We start from the raw sequence: 16,458 nt of genomic DNA, 5'->3' as shown, positions 1-16,458 counted from the left end.
CGCAGATGCTCGAACAGTAGTGAGCTTTTCTCTGTCACCAGGAAATACTCACCATGCACCGGAAGACCGAGAATTGCTGAAAACAACCTCTCTGGCATCACGATGACCGAACGGTATGCGCATTTGGCTCCAGAGAACGTTCGCTCGGCAGTGGCACGGCTCGATGGTCTGTCACGTTTTAGTCACGGTGAGGAATCGGACAAAGAAAAAGCGGCTAGAGTGTTGGCTCTAACCGCTTGATACTAAAGTCTTGAAATGGTGGGCGGTACAGGATTTGAACCTGTGACCCCTGCCGTGTGAAGGCAGAGTACCATTTTTTGAAATCTGTGTAAACCCTTGCAATTCAACTATATACGCTCTCACGCATCATCCAACTATTCTACGTTTGTGGCTCGTGTGGGGTTCGCTTGGGGTTTGGTCTGGCAATATCTGGCAACAACACACACCATTAATTGTGTTCTTATGCAGTGGTCTCACCGTTTTGTGCAGAGTCCAAAAAAGGTGACTATATCCTCCATCACGACGGAAGTTTCTTCCTGGAAAGTGTGCAACATACTGTTCTTGAATGGATAAACGAGAAGAGACGATTGCCTGACTGGGTAGGATTGTATTTTAGGCAGTGATTTCCAAGATTTTGAAGGTTTCCTGTTGGAGAGGGGTTGGGGTGGTCAAGCGGGGAAAGGAAACCGGTTTTTTGGCATCTGGCAGGATTTGAAACCATGCTTTGCAGAGGGTAGCCAGTTCTCTGAGTAGAGATTGAAAGCTGTGCAGCGGAAGTCCTTTTTTTGCCTTACGGGTTCCCGTTTTTCTGAGCCCCTCTTCAGAGGAGTGTGCTTGAGAGACCGGATCGTCTTTTTCCTGGATTCTGGCCTCATCGGTATAGAGCAGAGGCGCGAGTTTGCGCCGCACCTCCCATTTCACATAATAAGGGTCTCCTCAAAAAGTCACAGCCCCCACCAGACGACATCTCAGTGCAGGGCTGGCGACTCTTCCAGAAGTGACCGGTAATCGATCGTATTGAACAGATGCGTCGACGTGTGTCTGAATGACAGCTATGACCCGTATGATGGACACCATTTTTGAGGCAAAAAAGAACCTGAGGACCACCATCAGGTTCATCACCAGGAAAATGGCCTGGATCCACGCTTCGGAGGTATTGATGAGCTTGGCGCGGATCCGTCCCAAACCATAGCCGTTTTTGCCTTGGCCGAATTTGCCTTCAATGGGAATCCGTTTCAGGTGGTCCTGGCGGCGCTGTCGCTTCTCCTTGCGGACCTCCTCTTTATTGGCTGCCGTCACCTTTTTTGGCCTGCCCAGAGGTTTGCCGCCGAATCGAATACCGCGATCCTTGCAATAGCGTCGGTTATCCCGTGTGCCATAGATGCCATCGGCCAGCACCACTGCTGGATAACGCCCGTACCGTTTTTTGAATGCCTCAACCTGAGCAACCAAATTTCCACTTTCATTGAAAGCATCCCAACGGATGGTATCCACATGAGCCAAACCGTTTGCACCGAGGCTGACGCTCAACTTGGAGCCAAACTCCACTGACTTAGCTGATTTTCCACGGATAATAGGCCGCACATGGGGCTGGCTGATGCTCACGATTCGATCATCGCAACGCTTCAACCGTTTGTCGTACATCTCCTTCTGTTGATCGTGCACGGTCCGAATGACCCACAGTTGCCGAACATGTTGGTAGGACAAGCTGGTTGGAAATGGCTTGCTAGGTGGCGGCATCAGACCTCCCAAAACCGCCTCGACAGGCGGTGCATATCGAGCCAACAGGGTGTCGATGTGTCCCAGGTTGCGGCGCAGATACTGCAACTGCCGTCGAATTCCGGAACGCAGCCTGTTCTTGCGTGGCTTGTATTTCTTCGCCACCGCCAAAAAATTCTGCCGGGTTTTTCGCCGATAGGTGCGAGGCTTCTTCGGTAGACCAGAACCCGGATAGAGTCGGTCAATGAGCCGTTCGCTGATTTCTCGCGCCTCGTTGAGAGTGCTTAAATCCGTCGGATACCGAATGGCCTGCTCGGCGACCGTGGCATCAATGATCAATTTTCCTTGGGGCTCTGGATCCGATTCGGATTCCAGTTCAGGCTCATCCAGCGCAACATCATCTGATCCGGGTTTCGCTTCTGGTGCTTCATCCGATTCCGCACTCTCCGCAACTGCTTCAGGAGTAACCCCAAAACCATCTCCCTCTTCACTATTCCGATCACGATTCTGCTTGCCAGATTGGATCGATTCCAGTCGGGCCTGAATGACTTCTTCAAAACGATCAAAGACTTCTTCACCCATCCGTTTGCGGATTTCAACAAACAACGAAGGGGCAAACGGTTGGCTCAACGAAAAATTGGAATACCCACAAAAATACTGAAGATACGGGTTTTCCTGGATTTGAAGCACCGTCTCCTCATCCGTCCACTTCTGCTTGTGCTTCAAAATTAGTGCCCTAATCACCAGTCTGGGACTCTTGGCCGGGCGGCCATGCCGGATACTCATCCAGAGACAATATGCATCCACCAACTCGTCCCAGGGAATAACCTTCTCCAACTTGGCTCAACGGCTATTCGGGTCAAGTTCCTGCTCAAATGGGGTCTCAAAACCGGGCAACCGGAGCTGTTTTTGCGAGGTGTAGCGGATCATCAGTGCACACTTTTTGAAAGAGAATAGCAAAATTTCATGCACCTCCATAGAGCCTGTCGCGATTTGATTCAGAACGCCGTTTTTGAAAAAGGAACCGCCATCAGAGCGGCCTGATTTGCCAAAAACTGTTCAAAAAGGCCTCTCAGGCCCCATCAATGGACGGTTTTTTCCTTCTTTTTCCTCTTCAAGACGGATTTCGAGTGCAGTTTTCGTAAATTGTGGACTGCGGCATCCAGTTTCCACTCCCCATTGCATAATTCCAGGCCGCGCATTGAAAATTGTCGGGCAGCTTGGCGATCTTTGATCTGACCAAATACCGGCTCTGGAGCTTGACCGCGTAGCGCCATCAGTTCCCGGCCTTTTTTGGTCAGTAGCTTTCGATCCATCTTTTCCTTTGCTGAAAGGTTCGCTGGCATTCGACCTCGTGGTGGAGGTGTCTCTTTTTCAATCTGGCGCTGACGGCGACCATTGCGGGTGGCGATTAGCAACTGGCAATCCTCAGTTTCCAACCCCATGTTGGCATCTGAACAGTATCCAGCATCCAATACCACCGTTCCCAGTTCTGGATCATCATCCTCTATCAACGACAAGTTGGCCCACATGCTGGCCAGCATCGGTTTCAGTTGCCGCATGTCGTTGGCTTCGTTACAGACCTCGGCGGCCACGATGATCTGGTCCGACGTTACCGCCGCCTGGGCGTTGTAGCCCTGCACCCAACCGCCTCGCGCCTTCATGATACGGCTCTCGGGATCGGTTACGTTGGCCTTCGGTTCAGCAGCCTTTTCCGTTTTGCGGCCACACGCACATTTTTTCTTCTTGGGGTTTTTCCAGTGTCATCAGAAGATTCACGGTCCAACCGTTCCTGGCACTCCTGAAGACGGGCCAAACGCTCGGTCCGATTGCGCAGTGCTGGAGGCAGTTCATCACCACGACCTGATCCATACAATACATCCTCTGCCAGATCGGCTTCTTCCGCCGCCTGAAGCATGCCTGAAACTTCCTCTTCAATGGTTGGCAATGTTCGGTTGGAATCCAGCGAGGCATTGGCTTTTATCTTGGTTCTATCCAAAAGCAACACCCCCAGCTTGGCCAACCCAGCCTCCCGGCACAGCTTCAGAACTCGGGTGAACAGACCCTGCATATCTTCCATGTGGCGGCGGCGAAAACGAGCAATGGTGGCGTGATCAGGAAGGTGCTCGCCGACAATCATTCTGAAGCCAGCATCGCGGGTGCATAAGGTTTCAATCTTGCGGCTTGACCGGTAACCATGGGCGTAGGCATAAATCAAAACCAACAGCATCATCGCTGGCGCATACGGTGGTTTGCCCGTCCCAGAATTTTGTAGCGGGACTCAAAGCGGCTCAAATCCATCCCTTCAACGATATCCAAAATCAGATGGACAATATCGTCATCGGGCACCCAATCCATCATATCAACAGGCAATAAATGCAACTGCCGACGATCCGGTTTATTGAAAAAATGCGCCATCAAATTCTCCTTGTTTGTGATGACTGCATTTTAACAGATTTGACCGTCAAACACCCCATTTTGCGACAGGCTCCATACTACCACAAATACGAATTTTGCAAAACTTTCAATGCATTACACTTTTTGAGGAGACCCTATGTAATTGCAATTAATCCCAATTTTGATGGGGAGATAAACCAGGAGGGTCCTGGTTTTTAGGAAGGGCGGTGTGGGAAATTATGGATTGTATGGGGGGGCGTCAGGATTTTCCCTGGTTCGTCCTTGCAAGCGTCTCCTGAATAGCCATCCCCATACGCACCAGGGCAGCCAGGGAGCCAGCGATCATCTTGGTCATTACCCGACCACGGTGAGTTTCTACGGTTTTGACGCTGACATCCAACTGGACAGCTATCTCCTTGTTGGAAAGCCCCGCCACAATCTGCTCCATAACCTCTCTTTCCCGATTTGAAAGGCGTTGATAGCGTGACATGTAAAGGGTGGCATCGGCCATGGCTTGTCTCAGCTTGGTGTCCTCCCACAGGGCACGCTGCACCAGATCAAGCAATTGCTGCTCATTAAACGGCTTTTCCAAAAAATCAAATGCCCCCTGTTTCATAGCACGCACAGCCATAGGCACGTCGGCATGGCCGGACATGAGGATGATGGGGCTATGACATTCAGTGCTCTTCAACATTTCCTGTAATTCCAAACCGCCCATACCCGGAAGACGAACATCCATCAACACACAGCTATGGAGCTTCGGATCAAACGCTTCAAGAAATTCACTGCCACTGGAAAATGCCTGGACGGAAAGTCCTACCGATTCCATCAGCCAAGTCAGTGAATCACGGATCATCTGTTCGTCATCAATGACGAACACCACAGGTTTCTGCTCACTCATTGCGTGTTTTCCTTGATGCGTGGTAGGGAAAAACCGGCGATGGCTCCCCCCTCAGGATGGTTTTTCAACCAAAACTGACCGCTGTGTTCGGTGATAATATTCTGGACTAAGGAAAGACCCAACCCCATTCCCTGAGGCTTGGTGGTATAAAATCTTTCAAAAATACGTTCACTATCGGCTTCACAAATCCCCGGGCCTGTATCGCGCACAGTCAATTCCACCGATCTGTTTTCCAGAACGGCGGTGGTGAGGATCAATTTCCCTCTCTTTTGGGAGATCTGTGCCATGGCTTCCATGCTGTTGCGAACCAAGTTGACAATCACCTGCTGGATTTGAATGGCATCGACATAAATAAGGGGCTCTTCCCCACTAAGTTGACAATTTACAGTGATACCGTGGCGTTTAGCCTCCGGTAAGATAAAATCGATTGCAGCATGTCCCAATTGATCCAAATCTGTTATAGCTTTATTGATCTCTCCTTTGCGCAGGAACCGTTTGAGATTTTTGATCAGATCACCCACTCCGATAGCCTGACTTTTGATGGTTTTTAATGCCTCGACCAATTCCAACTCGCGCAATTGGCCGGATTGCAGGCGCAGGATAGCCGTTCCAGCATAAAGACTTATGGAGGTCAAAGGTTGGCTCAATTCGTGAGCCAAGCCAGAAGCAAACGCCCCCATGGTATGGGTGCGATGAGCGTGAGCCAGTTCTTCCCGACGGCAGCGTGCTTCCTCTTCGGCTCCCTTGCGTTGGGCCATTTCTGCCTCAAGAAGGGTATAACTCTCTTTCAAAGCTCGATTCCGCTCCCGAATTGTCTGGTAGGAGCTTCCTAGCTTATGGGCCATACGGTTGAAGACTTCAGCGAGGATATTGAATTCGTTGTAGTTGCGGGTGGGGATATGCAGGTTGGCGTCATCCAGCTTTTCTACCTCCAGTAGTTGTGTCGCCTCGATTAAGGTTCTGAGGGGCGCTTTCAGCATGCTGCGCTCGAAATAAACAAAGATAATCCATAAGGCCAATGTTTTGACCAGAGCACCCAAGATGAGCACTACAAACTCATAACGCACCTCCTTGAGGATGATCTCTTGATCCCAGTAAAACAACACTTCACCCAATTTCTGATCGACCCCATCCACATGGTGGCTCAATGGAAAACGAAACTGATTAAACGATCGATCACCCCACTCTCCCTGGTCCGGCATCGTGGTCAAAGCACCGACGAGGCGCACTATGGGATAGTTTGCCTCCGATCTAGGGCCAACCCCCATGCGTCCCAAAGAGCGACCATCCGGATCGTGGATGGTGACACCCGAGATAACCAAATTTTTCTGGATTCCGAAGAGAATAGAGGTGATCTGTTCTTGGTCAAAACGCCAAACAGCTTGGGACAAGCTTTGTTCAAAGGCCAATTGCAGTTGAGCCAATTGGTTTTGGACGGTGTTGGAGGTTTTGACATATTCAGCTTGCAGGCTGGCCGCAGTCACCAAAATCGCTACTCCGCAGTAAACCAAAAAAACCGCGCGAAACAGGGTAACGCCGACACTCTGTCGCCAAGGCAGGAAGACCGGTTGAGAATCGTTCATAAAATGTACCGTTTTTTTATGTTAAGATGTGTTTGCTACACTCAAAATAATTAAAAGATCTCTACCTACTCTTTTCATCCTTATCAGATTGTCCCCAGGTAAATTCGGGAATTTGATCGCCGAACTCTGCAATAATACGTCTCGTCTGTTTATCAATAAGTTCAGGAAAGTGTATCGGGTTCTTGGGAACGGCACCCGGTATACCCCATGCAGTGAATATTTCCAAGAGTTCACCAGAACGATGCATATCCCACATGCGTTTATCATAATTTTTTATAAGCTTTCGTCCTCTTGGATTGTCTTTAAAAAGAGGAAAGACTGATTTCTGAAAAACAGGTTCAATTCGGTAGCGACCCACTAGTCCCATATCTTTCAGGTTGTTTGGAATAACATACTCACTTTCTTCCAAGCAATAATCAACACGTTTAGCTTCCAGCATGTTTATGCATTGCGAAAAATGATTAACCTTCTGCACGTTTATTTCACTAAACTTAAGGCCCAGCCATGGATATAAAAAATAACCATTTACCCAGCCCAAACGTTGATGGGCCAGGGTTTGAGTTGCTTGCCAGGGATAGCTATTATCTTTTCGGAATACCGCACTGATTCCGCCGGAATAGATAGGCCAGCTGGGATAAATAATCCCTGGCCAATCCACTTTGTAATCACCAACAAAGGCATCATAAGAATCATCACTTGCAAATATATTGTAGGCAGAAAGAATTGGTCTGACATGATCTTCCACAATAATGCCAAGTGGTTCAAGTATTCTTTTGGTAATGACGCCAAGAGACAAATCTGTATAGTTATATGTGGCATCATAAGTGACAATTTTTATGTGATCTATTGATTCTGGGTATCCAAAGGATGGAAGGCTGGTAATCAATAAGGTGGGCAGGAAGGTGATTAAGTGAATTGTTTTGAAAAATGGATGGAAAAGTTTCATGAATATAGCTCCAGAGAGAAGAGGTCGGAATGGAAATCAACAAACGCCTGTTCCAATGCTGTCTGTGTTTTTGGGTTTTCCTCTATTAAACGTATTATGTTGTAATCCAGTGGTTCTGGAAAGAGATCTGGATTGCGAAGCATGATATCAGCGAGTCCTGCATTGAAGTAGATTTTATTTAGTCGTTTAGATTGGCGCAACAGAGTCATTCTGCGGTCAAAAATATCGATAAGTTGGCGGCTTCTGGGACGATCGCTAAAAGCCGAAAATATCTGTTTATTGTATACCAACTCCACCTGAAACCCTTCTTTCAACTCCATGGAGTGCAATGTTTTTGGAATGTGCATATAAAATTCATCAAGACAATAGTCTATCCGCTCTGCCTCAAGTATGCGGATACATTGGGCCAGGCCAGTAAGCTCCTGAACATTCATTTCGCTACGCTTTAAGTCCAAAAAAGGATAGAGAAAGCATCAAATTACCCAGCCAAAACGTTGGTGAGCCAAGGTAGGTGCTCCCTGCCAAAAATTGGGATGATTTTTTCTGAATACCGCCCCACACCGCCGGAATAAATAGGCCAACGGGGATAGGTGGGGCCAAGTCCAGCGGATTTATATATGCCCAGAATCGCATCTACCGATTTATCCACTTTTAGGTTGAGCATATGGAGCCAAGGTTTGTATTCGATATAAACTTGTATTCCTATCGGTTCATGCACATCCTTGAGGGTGTTCTGAAAGGCTCTGAAGTTTGTTGAAAAATTATCTGTTTCTGTAATTTTTGTGTGATTGATTGTTTCTTCTGATCTGAGTATTGCAGGGCTCCCAATTAGTATTGTCGCGACCAGAAAACGATTTTCACAATGTTTGTCTGGCCTGAACAATACTTTGTGACCACCCCTCTTAAAACAAGGCTTGCAAATGCTTATTGTAACAACGGCTGTTTTACAGGATTTTCATCTATGAAATGTTTTATGCGATAGTCCAGTGACTCTGGAAAGAGGTCGGGATCACGAGGCATGGTATCGATGAGTCCAGCCTTTGAATAGATTTCCTTAAGCCGCCCTGATCGGTACAACTGCGTCATTCTACGGTCAAAAATATCGATAAGTTGGTGACTCCGAGGTCGATCCTTAAAAGTCAGAAATACGGGTTCATTGAATAAAAGCTCTACTTTGAACCGTTTTTCCAGCCCCATGGCGCGCAATGTCTTTGGAATGGTTACATAAAATTCATCCAGACAATAGTCGATCCGTTTTGTCACAAGCATGCGAATACACTGAGCCAGGTTGGAAAGCTCTTGAACATTCATTTCACTACGCTTCAGGTCCAGAAAAGGATAGAGGAAATAACCCTTTACCCATCCCAAACGTTGATGTGCCAAGGTGGGCATTCCTTGCCAGGGCTTGGGATGATCCTTTCTGAATAGCGCACCCACCCCACCGGAATAGATCGGCCAGCGAGGGAAGATGAGGCCGAGTCCTCCGGATTTATACGTAGCCATAATGGCATCCACCGATTCATCTGATACCATGTCATTAATCATATGAGCCCACGGCTTGCTTTGAATCTCCACACGTACCCCCATCGGCTCATACACAATCCTGAGGGTGTCATCCAGATTATGCAAATCTTGTGAAAAGGCACTGCCTTCGGTGATTTTGATGTGGGAGGGAGCCTCTTCGGATCGAAGAGTCTGTGGGGATACAAAAAACATCAGAGCGACCAAAAAAATATTCCACCGAGCTGGAGGGTGATTCATAAATTTTCTCCTAAGGAAAAGGATTTGGTGATACTCAAGGAGACGCCCTCTTTGGCCCGATTGGTAAACCAGCGTTGGCCCTGGCTGTTGGCGCTGCTCATCGCCAACTCCCAATCTACCCCCAACCAGGGTCGGGAGAGGGTGACCTGCCAATGGCTATAGCTCTCAGGCAGCCCCCAGGGATTTTCAAAAATTTCACCCTCTGAGTGGCCGAAAGTTCCCCCGAGTTGGAACTGCTCCGGCAGTGGTATGAAGAAATTGTTTAAAAAATAATGATAGGACTGATCGGTTTTGGAACCGGCATAATCGGGTGCATAATAGTAGTAGGTGGAGAAGGTGAACGTCTTCCGGGCCACGATCACTCCCAGAATGGCGTCTTCAAAATCATATTCCAACGCATTATCCACGCCTGGGTATTCATAGTGAACCAGTGCCATATCTACGATAACGCCATGCCCGAGTGCCTTGGTGAACCCGATAAAGGAGTCCAACTCCATCCAGGCATCGCTCTTATCTGGAAAATCCACATTGGAGGCCCACAAACCAGCATAAAAACCACTGGAATGGCGCGCATCAACCCGTCCCTGAAGCGCTGGCCCCCGTTTGGTTTGGGAAACCCCTCGCGCCAAATAGTTGGTGGTCAATTTCAAACTGGCAGGAAACGAAAACCCTCTGGTCTGATCATCAGCCAAAACGGAGGAGGGAAGAATCAGAATAAATAGTACAAAAACAACCTTCGAATGCATGACTACCTCGTAAGCTCAATCGGCATTATCAAGTTCGCATCCAGCTGACCCATGCGGTAGGTTTTTTTGATGGATATCACATCTTTGCTCTACCACGGTTACCACTTTCCTGCCGGAGTCATCAGCTACGCAGGCTGTTGGATTATCCATCCGACATCACACTTGTCCAAAATAGCTTTCTGAACGGTGTGCTCTCTTGTTGAACACGGCAGAATGGAATTGTCGAAGTCCTATTTCCGTTCATGTTTGCAAGGAGAGCATTCCATGGTACGAGTCGCTAGTCTTTTCAGTCAACTTCTACACCCTTTTCTCAGCACTGAGTTTGCTGCCCTGGTGAAAAAAACATGGAGCTGAACGAGGGGCCAAGGGCTTTTCCAACAAGGAAATCACCGCTTGGTTGGATGTCAGCGTCAAAACTGTTGATAACTCACTGTGGTCGGGTAATGACAAGGATGATGGCTGGCTTCCCGGCTGTCCTGGTGCGTATGAGTGAGTCCCCTGCAAAAACCTCGCACCGTATCGCGGCGGCTTCCCTCTGATCCCATCTGAACGGGGCAATTTTTGGGTGAAAAGAGGGGATTTCCCCTCTTAACATCCGGCCATTGCCGTATTTTTTCTTTTTTCCAAAATCTGGGCGCACTGGTAGCGCATGAACCGTTTGACGTTCATGGCCATGGCCTTCATCACGGCTGCAAAGGAGACCTTCGGCAACCTCCGGCCCCAGACTTTGCCAAGGCCGTGGGCCGTTTTTCCTTCAGCATTGGTGGATTCGATCCCCGCCCGGATCTTGTAGGCCTCCTGAAAGGCTTCGGTCTCTTCCCTTGCGCGACTGTAGGCCGTGGCAACGTCAGCCGGTCTGTACCGATAGCGTCCATTCGCGGCAACCGGGCACCCTTCAGCATCCTGGCAAGCCCTGCACTGTTCCAGATCGAAAAGAAGATTGTGGGTTTTTCCATCCTTCCCGATGGTGTCTTGGATTGGCTTCAGCCCACACGGGCAAGACAGCACCTTGAGCTCTCTGATGTCCAGGCCAAAATCCATTAGACCAACCCCATTTGGGTCAAACTGCCCGGGGGTTGGGGCCATGAGCTCCACACCACGTATCGCCGCTTCGAGAAGATTTTCCCCACTATTGTAACTTGTATCAGCAAAGAGTCGGCCAGGTAGATGGCCACTCTCATCCAGGGCATCAATGACCCGAATCGTCGCATCTTGGTCACTCTTATGAGCCGGTTCAGCCTCCACATAGGTGATCACCTGGATCGCGTTTTCTTTGGCGCAGGTTTCGGCAAATTGGACCTGATAGCCCTGCCCTTTGTGCCCATCATAAGTGGCATCCGGATCTGATGGATTTTGAAGGGTGTCCGAAGCGACATCCTTGCCCTCTTTCAGAGCCACCGGTTCCACCCCCGGATCCGTTGCAGGTACGGTAGGCTTCGGATCGGCGGCTTCACTGGCGGTTTGGGATGCAACCTCTTCATCCGACTTCAGGGTCAGGGGATCCCCTCCGCTTTCTGGCGTCACGATGCACTGCTCCTCTAAGAGTCTCAGCAGCAGCTTGTATCCGTGCATCCGGTTGACATCGGCGTCCTGACGAAAACGCTCAACCAGCGACCAAAGATCTTTGACCGCGGTTTCAAGACGGCGCCTGCCCTTACTGGACTTGGTGTTGGCAAAGTGGCCTGGCCGTTCGCCATACCGCTCCTTGATCACCTTGGGTAACGCCTCGAATCGATCAGGGTGAGCCTTCTTCAGCCGAGCCACGAATTTCTCAATGGTCTTCGTGAACAAACCAAGCCGGGTCAAGGTAGCCATGTTGGACCGGATATGGCTGGAATCCATCCGCTGGTCATCGGTCTTTAGATCCAGGGTCTCGATGATCGTAGAGGCCACATGATCAAAGGTTCGGCCAATCGAATGGCTTTCGAAAACACGGGAACGAAAATAGCGCACGGTTCGTATCACAAGCCCGGTCTCCTCAAGGCAAAGCCCGAAGGCGTAGTGGAACCGCAGGTCGAAGTAGAAGGCGTCCATGAGCTCATCATCGCTCAGATCCAACATCTCCTTCATAATGGACAGGCCGACCAATATCGCGACTGGGAAATTTGGCCGCCCAAGGTCCTGGTGGTACAGGCTGGCGAATTCGGTTTCCGGAATCATCCGCAAAACCTGGGTCCGAAAAATGTGTGGCCAGCCATCTCTCAACCTCTGCTGGGAGGCTTCGGGCATCCAGAAGTGGGACTCAAGCATCGAAATCTGCGTATTCCGCTCACGAAACATGGGAGAAACCTGCCTGGGATTGAGGAAACGAGGGCTTCAGTATACCTCAACACCTCCCTGTAGCCCAAAAATCACGCCAAGGCCTCGAATTTGGCCGATTTCCAGACTTTTTGCAGGGGACTCATGAGTATGGCCATTTGGGAGATGCTGGCAAGAGATGAATCAGGGAAAACCCTGACGCATAGTCTGTACAATCCATACTTTCCCCTATCGTTCTGATTGAATGCCTGAATTATCCTGGATTTTCACCTATCAAAAACAGGGTTAATTACAGTTTCATAATTAATCTTAGTCCTGTAATATCATAACGATGTTATCAATTGGTAGTCTTGTATTTCCAAACGTTGTAGGCCATTGTGGACGGTGATAGGACTTCTGTGTGCAGAGAGGAAGGGGTTCCAGTTATCCAGGAAAACTTTTGAGTGTGGAGCTGTTTTGGCTGATGATCTCTATGGTGGCTGAAATTTGCACCATGAGCTGGAGACCTTCACCAATTGCCCCCCGGGGGGGGCGTATGTCCAACAAGCTAATATTGACGGAGAGAGCCAGTGATACGGAACCTGTTTATGGTCGGATATCTTATTTCTGTTTTTGCTGTTTTTGGAGACGCTCACGCAAGATCAGCCAAAATGATTACCGGATTTTGTAATGAAAACGGGGGACATTCCTCCAACTCCTTAACGATCAATAATGTCACGCCTCCAGAAACAAAAGAAATATGTATTTATACTAAAAACCGTGAAAGCTCTGACCTTGACGTTGAAATCTATTTTGTAGATGGATTCGTCAATCCGGATCATCCTCAGTTTGCGATGTGTGACACTAAAAGCAACGTGTTTGGAGCCATTGCCAGTTTTGAAGGGGGCGTTAAAACCGTTGCCTTCACGCTAAAGCCAAATGAAGTGAGAAACACCACGGCTACACTTGATTTTACCCGAGAGTATTTTGAAAATAACGGCAATGATCCTAATAAAATTTTGGGGTGTGTAATAAGGATGACCTATGTCGATGATGGCAATGCTTCAGGCAGGGTAGCTAATGTCATCAGGATTGGAGAGGCTGTTCTGGAAAACAATGTTTCAGCCCCTATCCTGGATCAAACCGGGCCTTTCACCATCCAAGAAGGGTCGCCGAGCACAACAGTGGTTGGTATAGTCTCCTCCACTGATTCCGATACGTCAGGTGAGTCCCCCATATATAACATTGTTTCTGGAAATTCAGATGGGTTTTTCGAAATCGATCCTGCAACCGGTGAGATCAAAATCTCTTCTGTAGGAGATGATAATCTGGATTTTGAAGAAACAGTTCAATATGTTCTCGGCATTCAAGCCTCAGATGGGGTGAATATATCGAATACTGAAAATTACACCATCAACCTGACAGATGTAAACGACTCTCCACCCGTCATGGTCGAGGGGGGGCCATTCACAGTTACCGAAGATTCTGGAGTTGGCGTTAGCGTAGGCGTCATTTCCTCCAGTGATGCCGACAGTACCGGTGAAAGCCCTTCCTATAGCATCGTCTCTGGTAATGCAGACGCATTTTTTACAATCGATTCAGCCACTGGAGAGCTTACTGTTTCCAGTCAAGGTGAGGGCGGTTTGGACTTTGAGACAGTCACTCAATATTTTTTGGAAATTCAGGCCTCTGATGGCATAAACCTCTCCACGCCCCAATCCTTCACCATTCAACTGACAGATATCAATGACATCTCCCCTACGGTGGCTTCTGCAGGGCCGTTTGGTGTGGCTGAAAATAGCGAGGCAGGTGTTCAGGTGGGGGCGGTTTCCGCCTCGGATGCAGATACCACTGGTGAACTCTTGTCGTTCAGCATCCAATCAGGAAATACCGATGGCTATTTTCAAATTGATCCCGCTACAGGAGCTGTCAGTGTTGCCAAACAGGGCTTGGATTATGAACAGAGCAGCTCATACTCGCTGGGCATACAGGCCACAGACGGGATAAATGCATCTGAGATTCAACCCGTCGTCGTCAATCTTACAGATCTGAACGATAACCCACCGGTTCTGAGCTCTGGAGGCCCTTACCAAATTCTCCAAAAATCGATCACCGGAACTGTAGTAGGGACAGTCAGCGCCACCGACCAGGACACCACAGGGGAAACCACCACTTTTGGCATTGTTGATGGGAATTCTGACGGTTACTTTCAGATCGATTCCAGCTCTGGTCTGATTTCAATCTCAGTTTCTGGTGATGGCAAACTCAAGAACAAGGATTCTTTCAGTCTTGGCGTTCAGGGCACTGATGGACTAAATGTGTCCCAGACGGTGTTTTACTCAGTGGATGTCTCGAACAAACTGGATACCGAAAGTGATGTCATTCTTTGCCATAAACCAGGTGATCCATCGGAAAAAGAGATGACCCTCCCTGAATCTGCTGTAGATGGACATCTTGGCCATGGGGATACTCTGGGTTCCTGTACCGATAGTACGGATGAGGATGGTCAGAATGGCAACATAACAGTAAGCCTCTCTGTGGGTGACACTCAGGTCACCGAGGGGAATTCAGCCCAATTTACGGTTACGCTGTCTCAGGCTGGATCCCAGGAAATTTCCGTGGCATTTGCCACCCAGGACGATACAGCCTCCTCTCCCGATGATTATGGCGCATCCTCTGGAACGGTGACTTTCACTGTTGGTGAAACGACGCAAACCATCACCGTTCCGGCTGTAGATGATGGCGTTGACGAAATGGACGAAACTTTCCTGGTGTCCCTCACCAATCCGATCAATGCGACCATCACCGATGATAGTGGAACCGGAACCATTCTCGACAGGGAGACTGGGGGAGAAGAAAACGAAGAGATGCCTGAAGAAATCGGTAACACCAACACTGCCCCAACAGCGAGCGGTGGATCTCTGACTACCGACGCCAATACGGTTGGGGATGGTACCCTGGCAGGTAGTGACCCGGATGGAGACAGCCTTACCTTCAGCATTGTATCCAATGGTTCCCTCGGTTCTGCTGAGGTTACCGATACTGCGACGGGTGCTTTCAGCTACACACCCAATTCAAATGCCGATGGCAGCGATACCTTTACCTTCAAAGTCAACGATGGTGCTTTGGATTCTGAAGCGGCCACCATGACCGTGACCATCAATGCTGTGGAAGAAGAAGTTGATGATGAGCTTATTGCATTCTATCCATTCAATGGGAATGCAAATGACGAAAGCGGCAATGAACTTCATGGGGAAGCCAACGGCGCCACCCTGACCACGGACAGGTTTGAAAATACGGATTCAGCATACAGTTTTGATGGGGAGGATGACTATATTCTCGTTGAACATGATGACTTGCTGAACCTGTCCGGCAGCTTTTCGATTTCCCTCTGGGTGTACCGCTCGGACGAATCACTATACGCCAATGTTTTAACCAAAGGCCGGGATTGTCTAAACAGCTACTGGTACCGGCTGGGAGGGGAACAGTTCAGCGTGACGCATGGAAATAGCTGGTGTGATAATGAAGGAATTTCAACTGATCTGGAAATGGACCAGTGGGTTTTTCTCACGGCAGTTGTGGATGGTGTCGGTAACACTCTGACACTCTATTCCAATGGTGAAGTGGTCGGAAATAAGGAAATTTCCGATTTTGAAACGACCAACAGCTATCCACTGGTGATCGGGAGGCATTTCACCAACTCCGATGGTAGCGGTAGTTATGAATATCCTTTCAACGGTAAAATAGACGACATTCGTATTTATGGGCGGGCTCTTTCCGAGGATGAGATTCAAGAGCTTTACATTGGAGATGATGTTGGCGAATAGTTCAAATGTTACCATGAGTCTCCCGCAAAAAGTCGCTCTTTTGGAGACGTGATGCCGTGCCTGGATCCTGGATTTATGGTATGATTTTTCAGAAATTTTCGAATCATATCAAATGGATAGAATGCCATGTTTCGACCGATGGACCCGCAGATCAGCATGGATGAGGCGCACTTTTGGATGCCGGAGAAGCACCGGGGAGAGTTGGAGCGGAGTTGGGCGCACATTTTTCGCACCCAGGTATTGAGGATGATACCGGAGAGTCGGTTTGCGGATTTGTACCATGCCAGCATGGGTAGGCCCAACGAGCCGGTTGCCATTTTGGTATCGCTGTCGGTGTTGA

12 protein-coding genes, 1 tRNA gene and 1 pseudogene are annotated in these 16,458 nt (G+C 48.9%); 2 read left to right on the top strand and 12 right to left on the bottom strand.

Annotated features, from left to right (window positions below; all coding sequences use genetic code 11):
• Positions 1-256: 256 nt before the first annotated feature.
• The 12 genes and pseudogenes from HQL52_17320 to HQL52_17265 form a co-directional block, all read right to left on the bottom strand.
• Positions 257-336 (bottom strand) — tRNA-Val (locus HQL52_17320).
• Positions 337-612: 276 nt separating this feature from the next.
• Positions 613-921: a hypothetical protein gene (locus HQL52_17315; GenBank protein MBF0371211.1), complete on the bottom strand. Its 309-nt coding sequence runs from the start codon at positions 919-921 to the stop codon at positions 613-615.
• A 15-nt stretch (positions 922-936) separates the two neighbouring features.
• The gene (locus HQL52_17310; GenBank protein MBF0371210.1) at positions 937-2,556 is read right to left on the bottom strand and encodes an IS5 family transposase; all 1,620 of its coding nucleotides are present in this window, start codon (positions 2,554-2,556) and stop codon (positions 937-939) included.
• Between the two features lie 245 nt (positions 2,557-2,801).
• Positions 2,802-4,137: pseudogene (locus HQL52_17305) on the bottom strand (transposase).
• Between the two features lie 238 nt (positions 4,138-4,375).
• Positions 4,376-5,017: a response regulator transcription factor gene (locus HQL52_17300; GenBank protein ID MBF0371209.1), complete on the bottom strand. Its 642-nt coding sequence runs from the start codon at positions 5,015-5,017 to the stop codon at positions 4,376-4,378.
• Positions 5,014-6,501 (bottom strand): GHKL domain-containing protein, encoded by a 1,488-nt coding sequence (locus HQL52_17295; GenBank protein MBF0371208.1) that lies wholly within the window; start codon positions 6,499-6,501, stop codon positions 5,014-5,016. Before HQL52_17295 ends, HQL52_17300 begins: the two co-directional genes overlap by 4 nt.
• Positions 6,502-6,661: 160 nt before the next feature.
• Positions 6,662-7,546, bottom strand: a complete 885-nt coding sequence (locus HQL52_17290; GenBank protein ID MBF0371207.1) for a transporter substrate-binding domain-containing protein — start codon at positions 7,544-7,546, stop codon at positions 6,662-6,664.
• Positions 7,543-7,980 (bottom strand): hypothetical protein, encoded by a 438-nt coding sequence (locus tag HQL52_17285; GenBank protein ID MBF0371206.1) that lies wholly within the window; start codon positions 7,978-7,980, stop codon positions 7,543-7,545. Before HQL52_17285 ends, HQL52_17290 begins: the two co-directional genes overlap by 4 nt.
• A 44-nt stretch (positions 7,981-8,024) precedes the next feature.
• Positions 8,025-8,429, bottom strand: a complete 405-nt coding sequence (locus HQL52_17280; protein ID MBF0371205.1) for a hypothetical protein — start codon at positions 8,427-8,429, stop codon at positions 8,025-8,027.
• Positions 8,430-8,470: 41 nt separating this feature from the next.
• The gene (locus tag HQL52_17275) at positions 8,471-9,307 is read right to left on the bottom strand and encodes a transporter substrate-binding domain-containing protein (GenBank protein MBF0371204.1); all 837 of its coding nucleotides are present in this window, start codon (positions 9,305-9,307) and stop codon (positions 8,471-8,473) included.
• Entirely contained in the window at positions 9,304-10,053 is a 750-nt protein-coding gene (locus HQL52_17270) for a hypothetical protein (protein MBF0371203.1), read from the bottom strand. Before HQL52_17270 ends, HQL52_17275 begins: the two co-directional genes overlap by 4 nt.
• Positions 10,054-10,641: 588 nt before the next feature.
• Positions 10,642-12,213: a transposase gene (locus HQL52_17265; GenBank protein MBF0371202.1), complete on the bottom strand. Its 1,572-nt coding sequence runs from the start codon at positions 12,211-12,213 to the stop codon at positions 10,642-10,644.
• Positions 12,214-12,899: 686 nt separating this feature from the next.
• Between HQL52_17265 and HQL52_17260 the strand changes: the two genes are divergently transcribed.
• Together HQL52_17260 and HQL52_17255 are read left to right on the top strand one after the other, a co-directional pair.
• Positions 12,900-16,118 carry a cadherin domain-containing protein gene (locus HQL52_17260; protein ID MBF0371201.1) on the top strand — a complete coding sequence of 1,073 codons (3,219 nt, stop codon included), beginning with the start codon at positions 12,900-12,902 and terminating at the stop codon, positions 16,116-16,118.
• A 126-nt stretch (positions 16,119-16,244) separates the two neighbouring features.
• Positions 16,245-16,458 (top strand): hypothetical protein (locus HQL52_17255; GenBank protein MBF0371200.1); only part of this gene is annotated, 214 nt, incomplete at its 3' end.

The sequence above is a fragment of the Magnetococcales bacterium genome (assembly GCA_015232395.1).
In the GTDB taxonomy this organism is placed as follows: domain Bacteria; phylum Pseudomonadota; class Magnetococcia; order Magnetococcales; family JADFZT01; genus JADFZT01.
This window is presented reverse-complemented; position numbering and strand designations above follow the sequence as displayed.

Coding starts and splice junctions, on each gene's coding strand:
- HQL52_17300 (MBF0371209.1), bottom strand. CDS start 5,017: ATGAGTGAGCAGAAACCTGTGGTGTTCGTCATTGATGACGAACAGATG.
- HQL52_17260 (MBF0371201.1), top strand. CDS start 12,900: ATGGTCGGATATCTTATTTCTGTTTTTGCTGTTTTTGGAGACGCTCAC.
- HQL52_17270 (MBF0371203.1), bottom strand. CDS start 10,053: ATGCATTCGAAGGTTGTTTTTGTACTATTTATTCTGATTCTTCCCTCC.
- HQL52_17275 (MBF0371204.1), bottom strand. CDS start 9,307: ATGAATCACCCTCCAGCTCGGTGGAATATTTTTTTGGTCGCTCTGATG.
- HQL52_17265 (MBF0371202.1), bottom strand. CDS start 12,213: ATGATTCCGGAAACCGAATTCGCCAGCCTGTACCACCAGGACCTTGGG.
- HQL52_17285 (MBF0371206.1), bottom strand. CDS start 7,980: ATGAATGTTCAGGAGCTTACTGGCCTGGCCCAATGTATCCGCATACTT.
- HQL52_17290 (MBF0371207.1), bottom strand. CDS start 7,546: ATGAAACTTTTCCATCCATTTTTCAAAACAATTCACTTAATCACCTTC.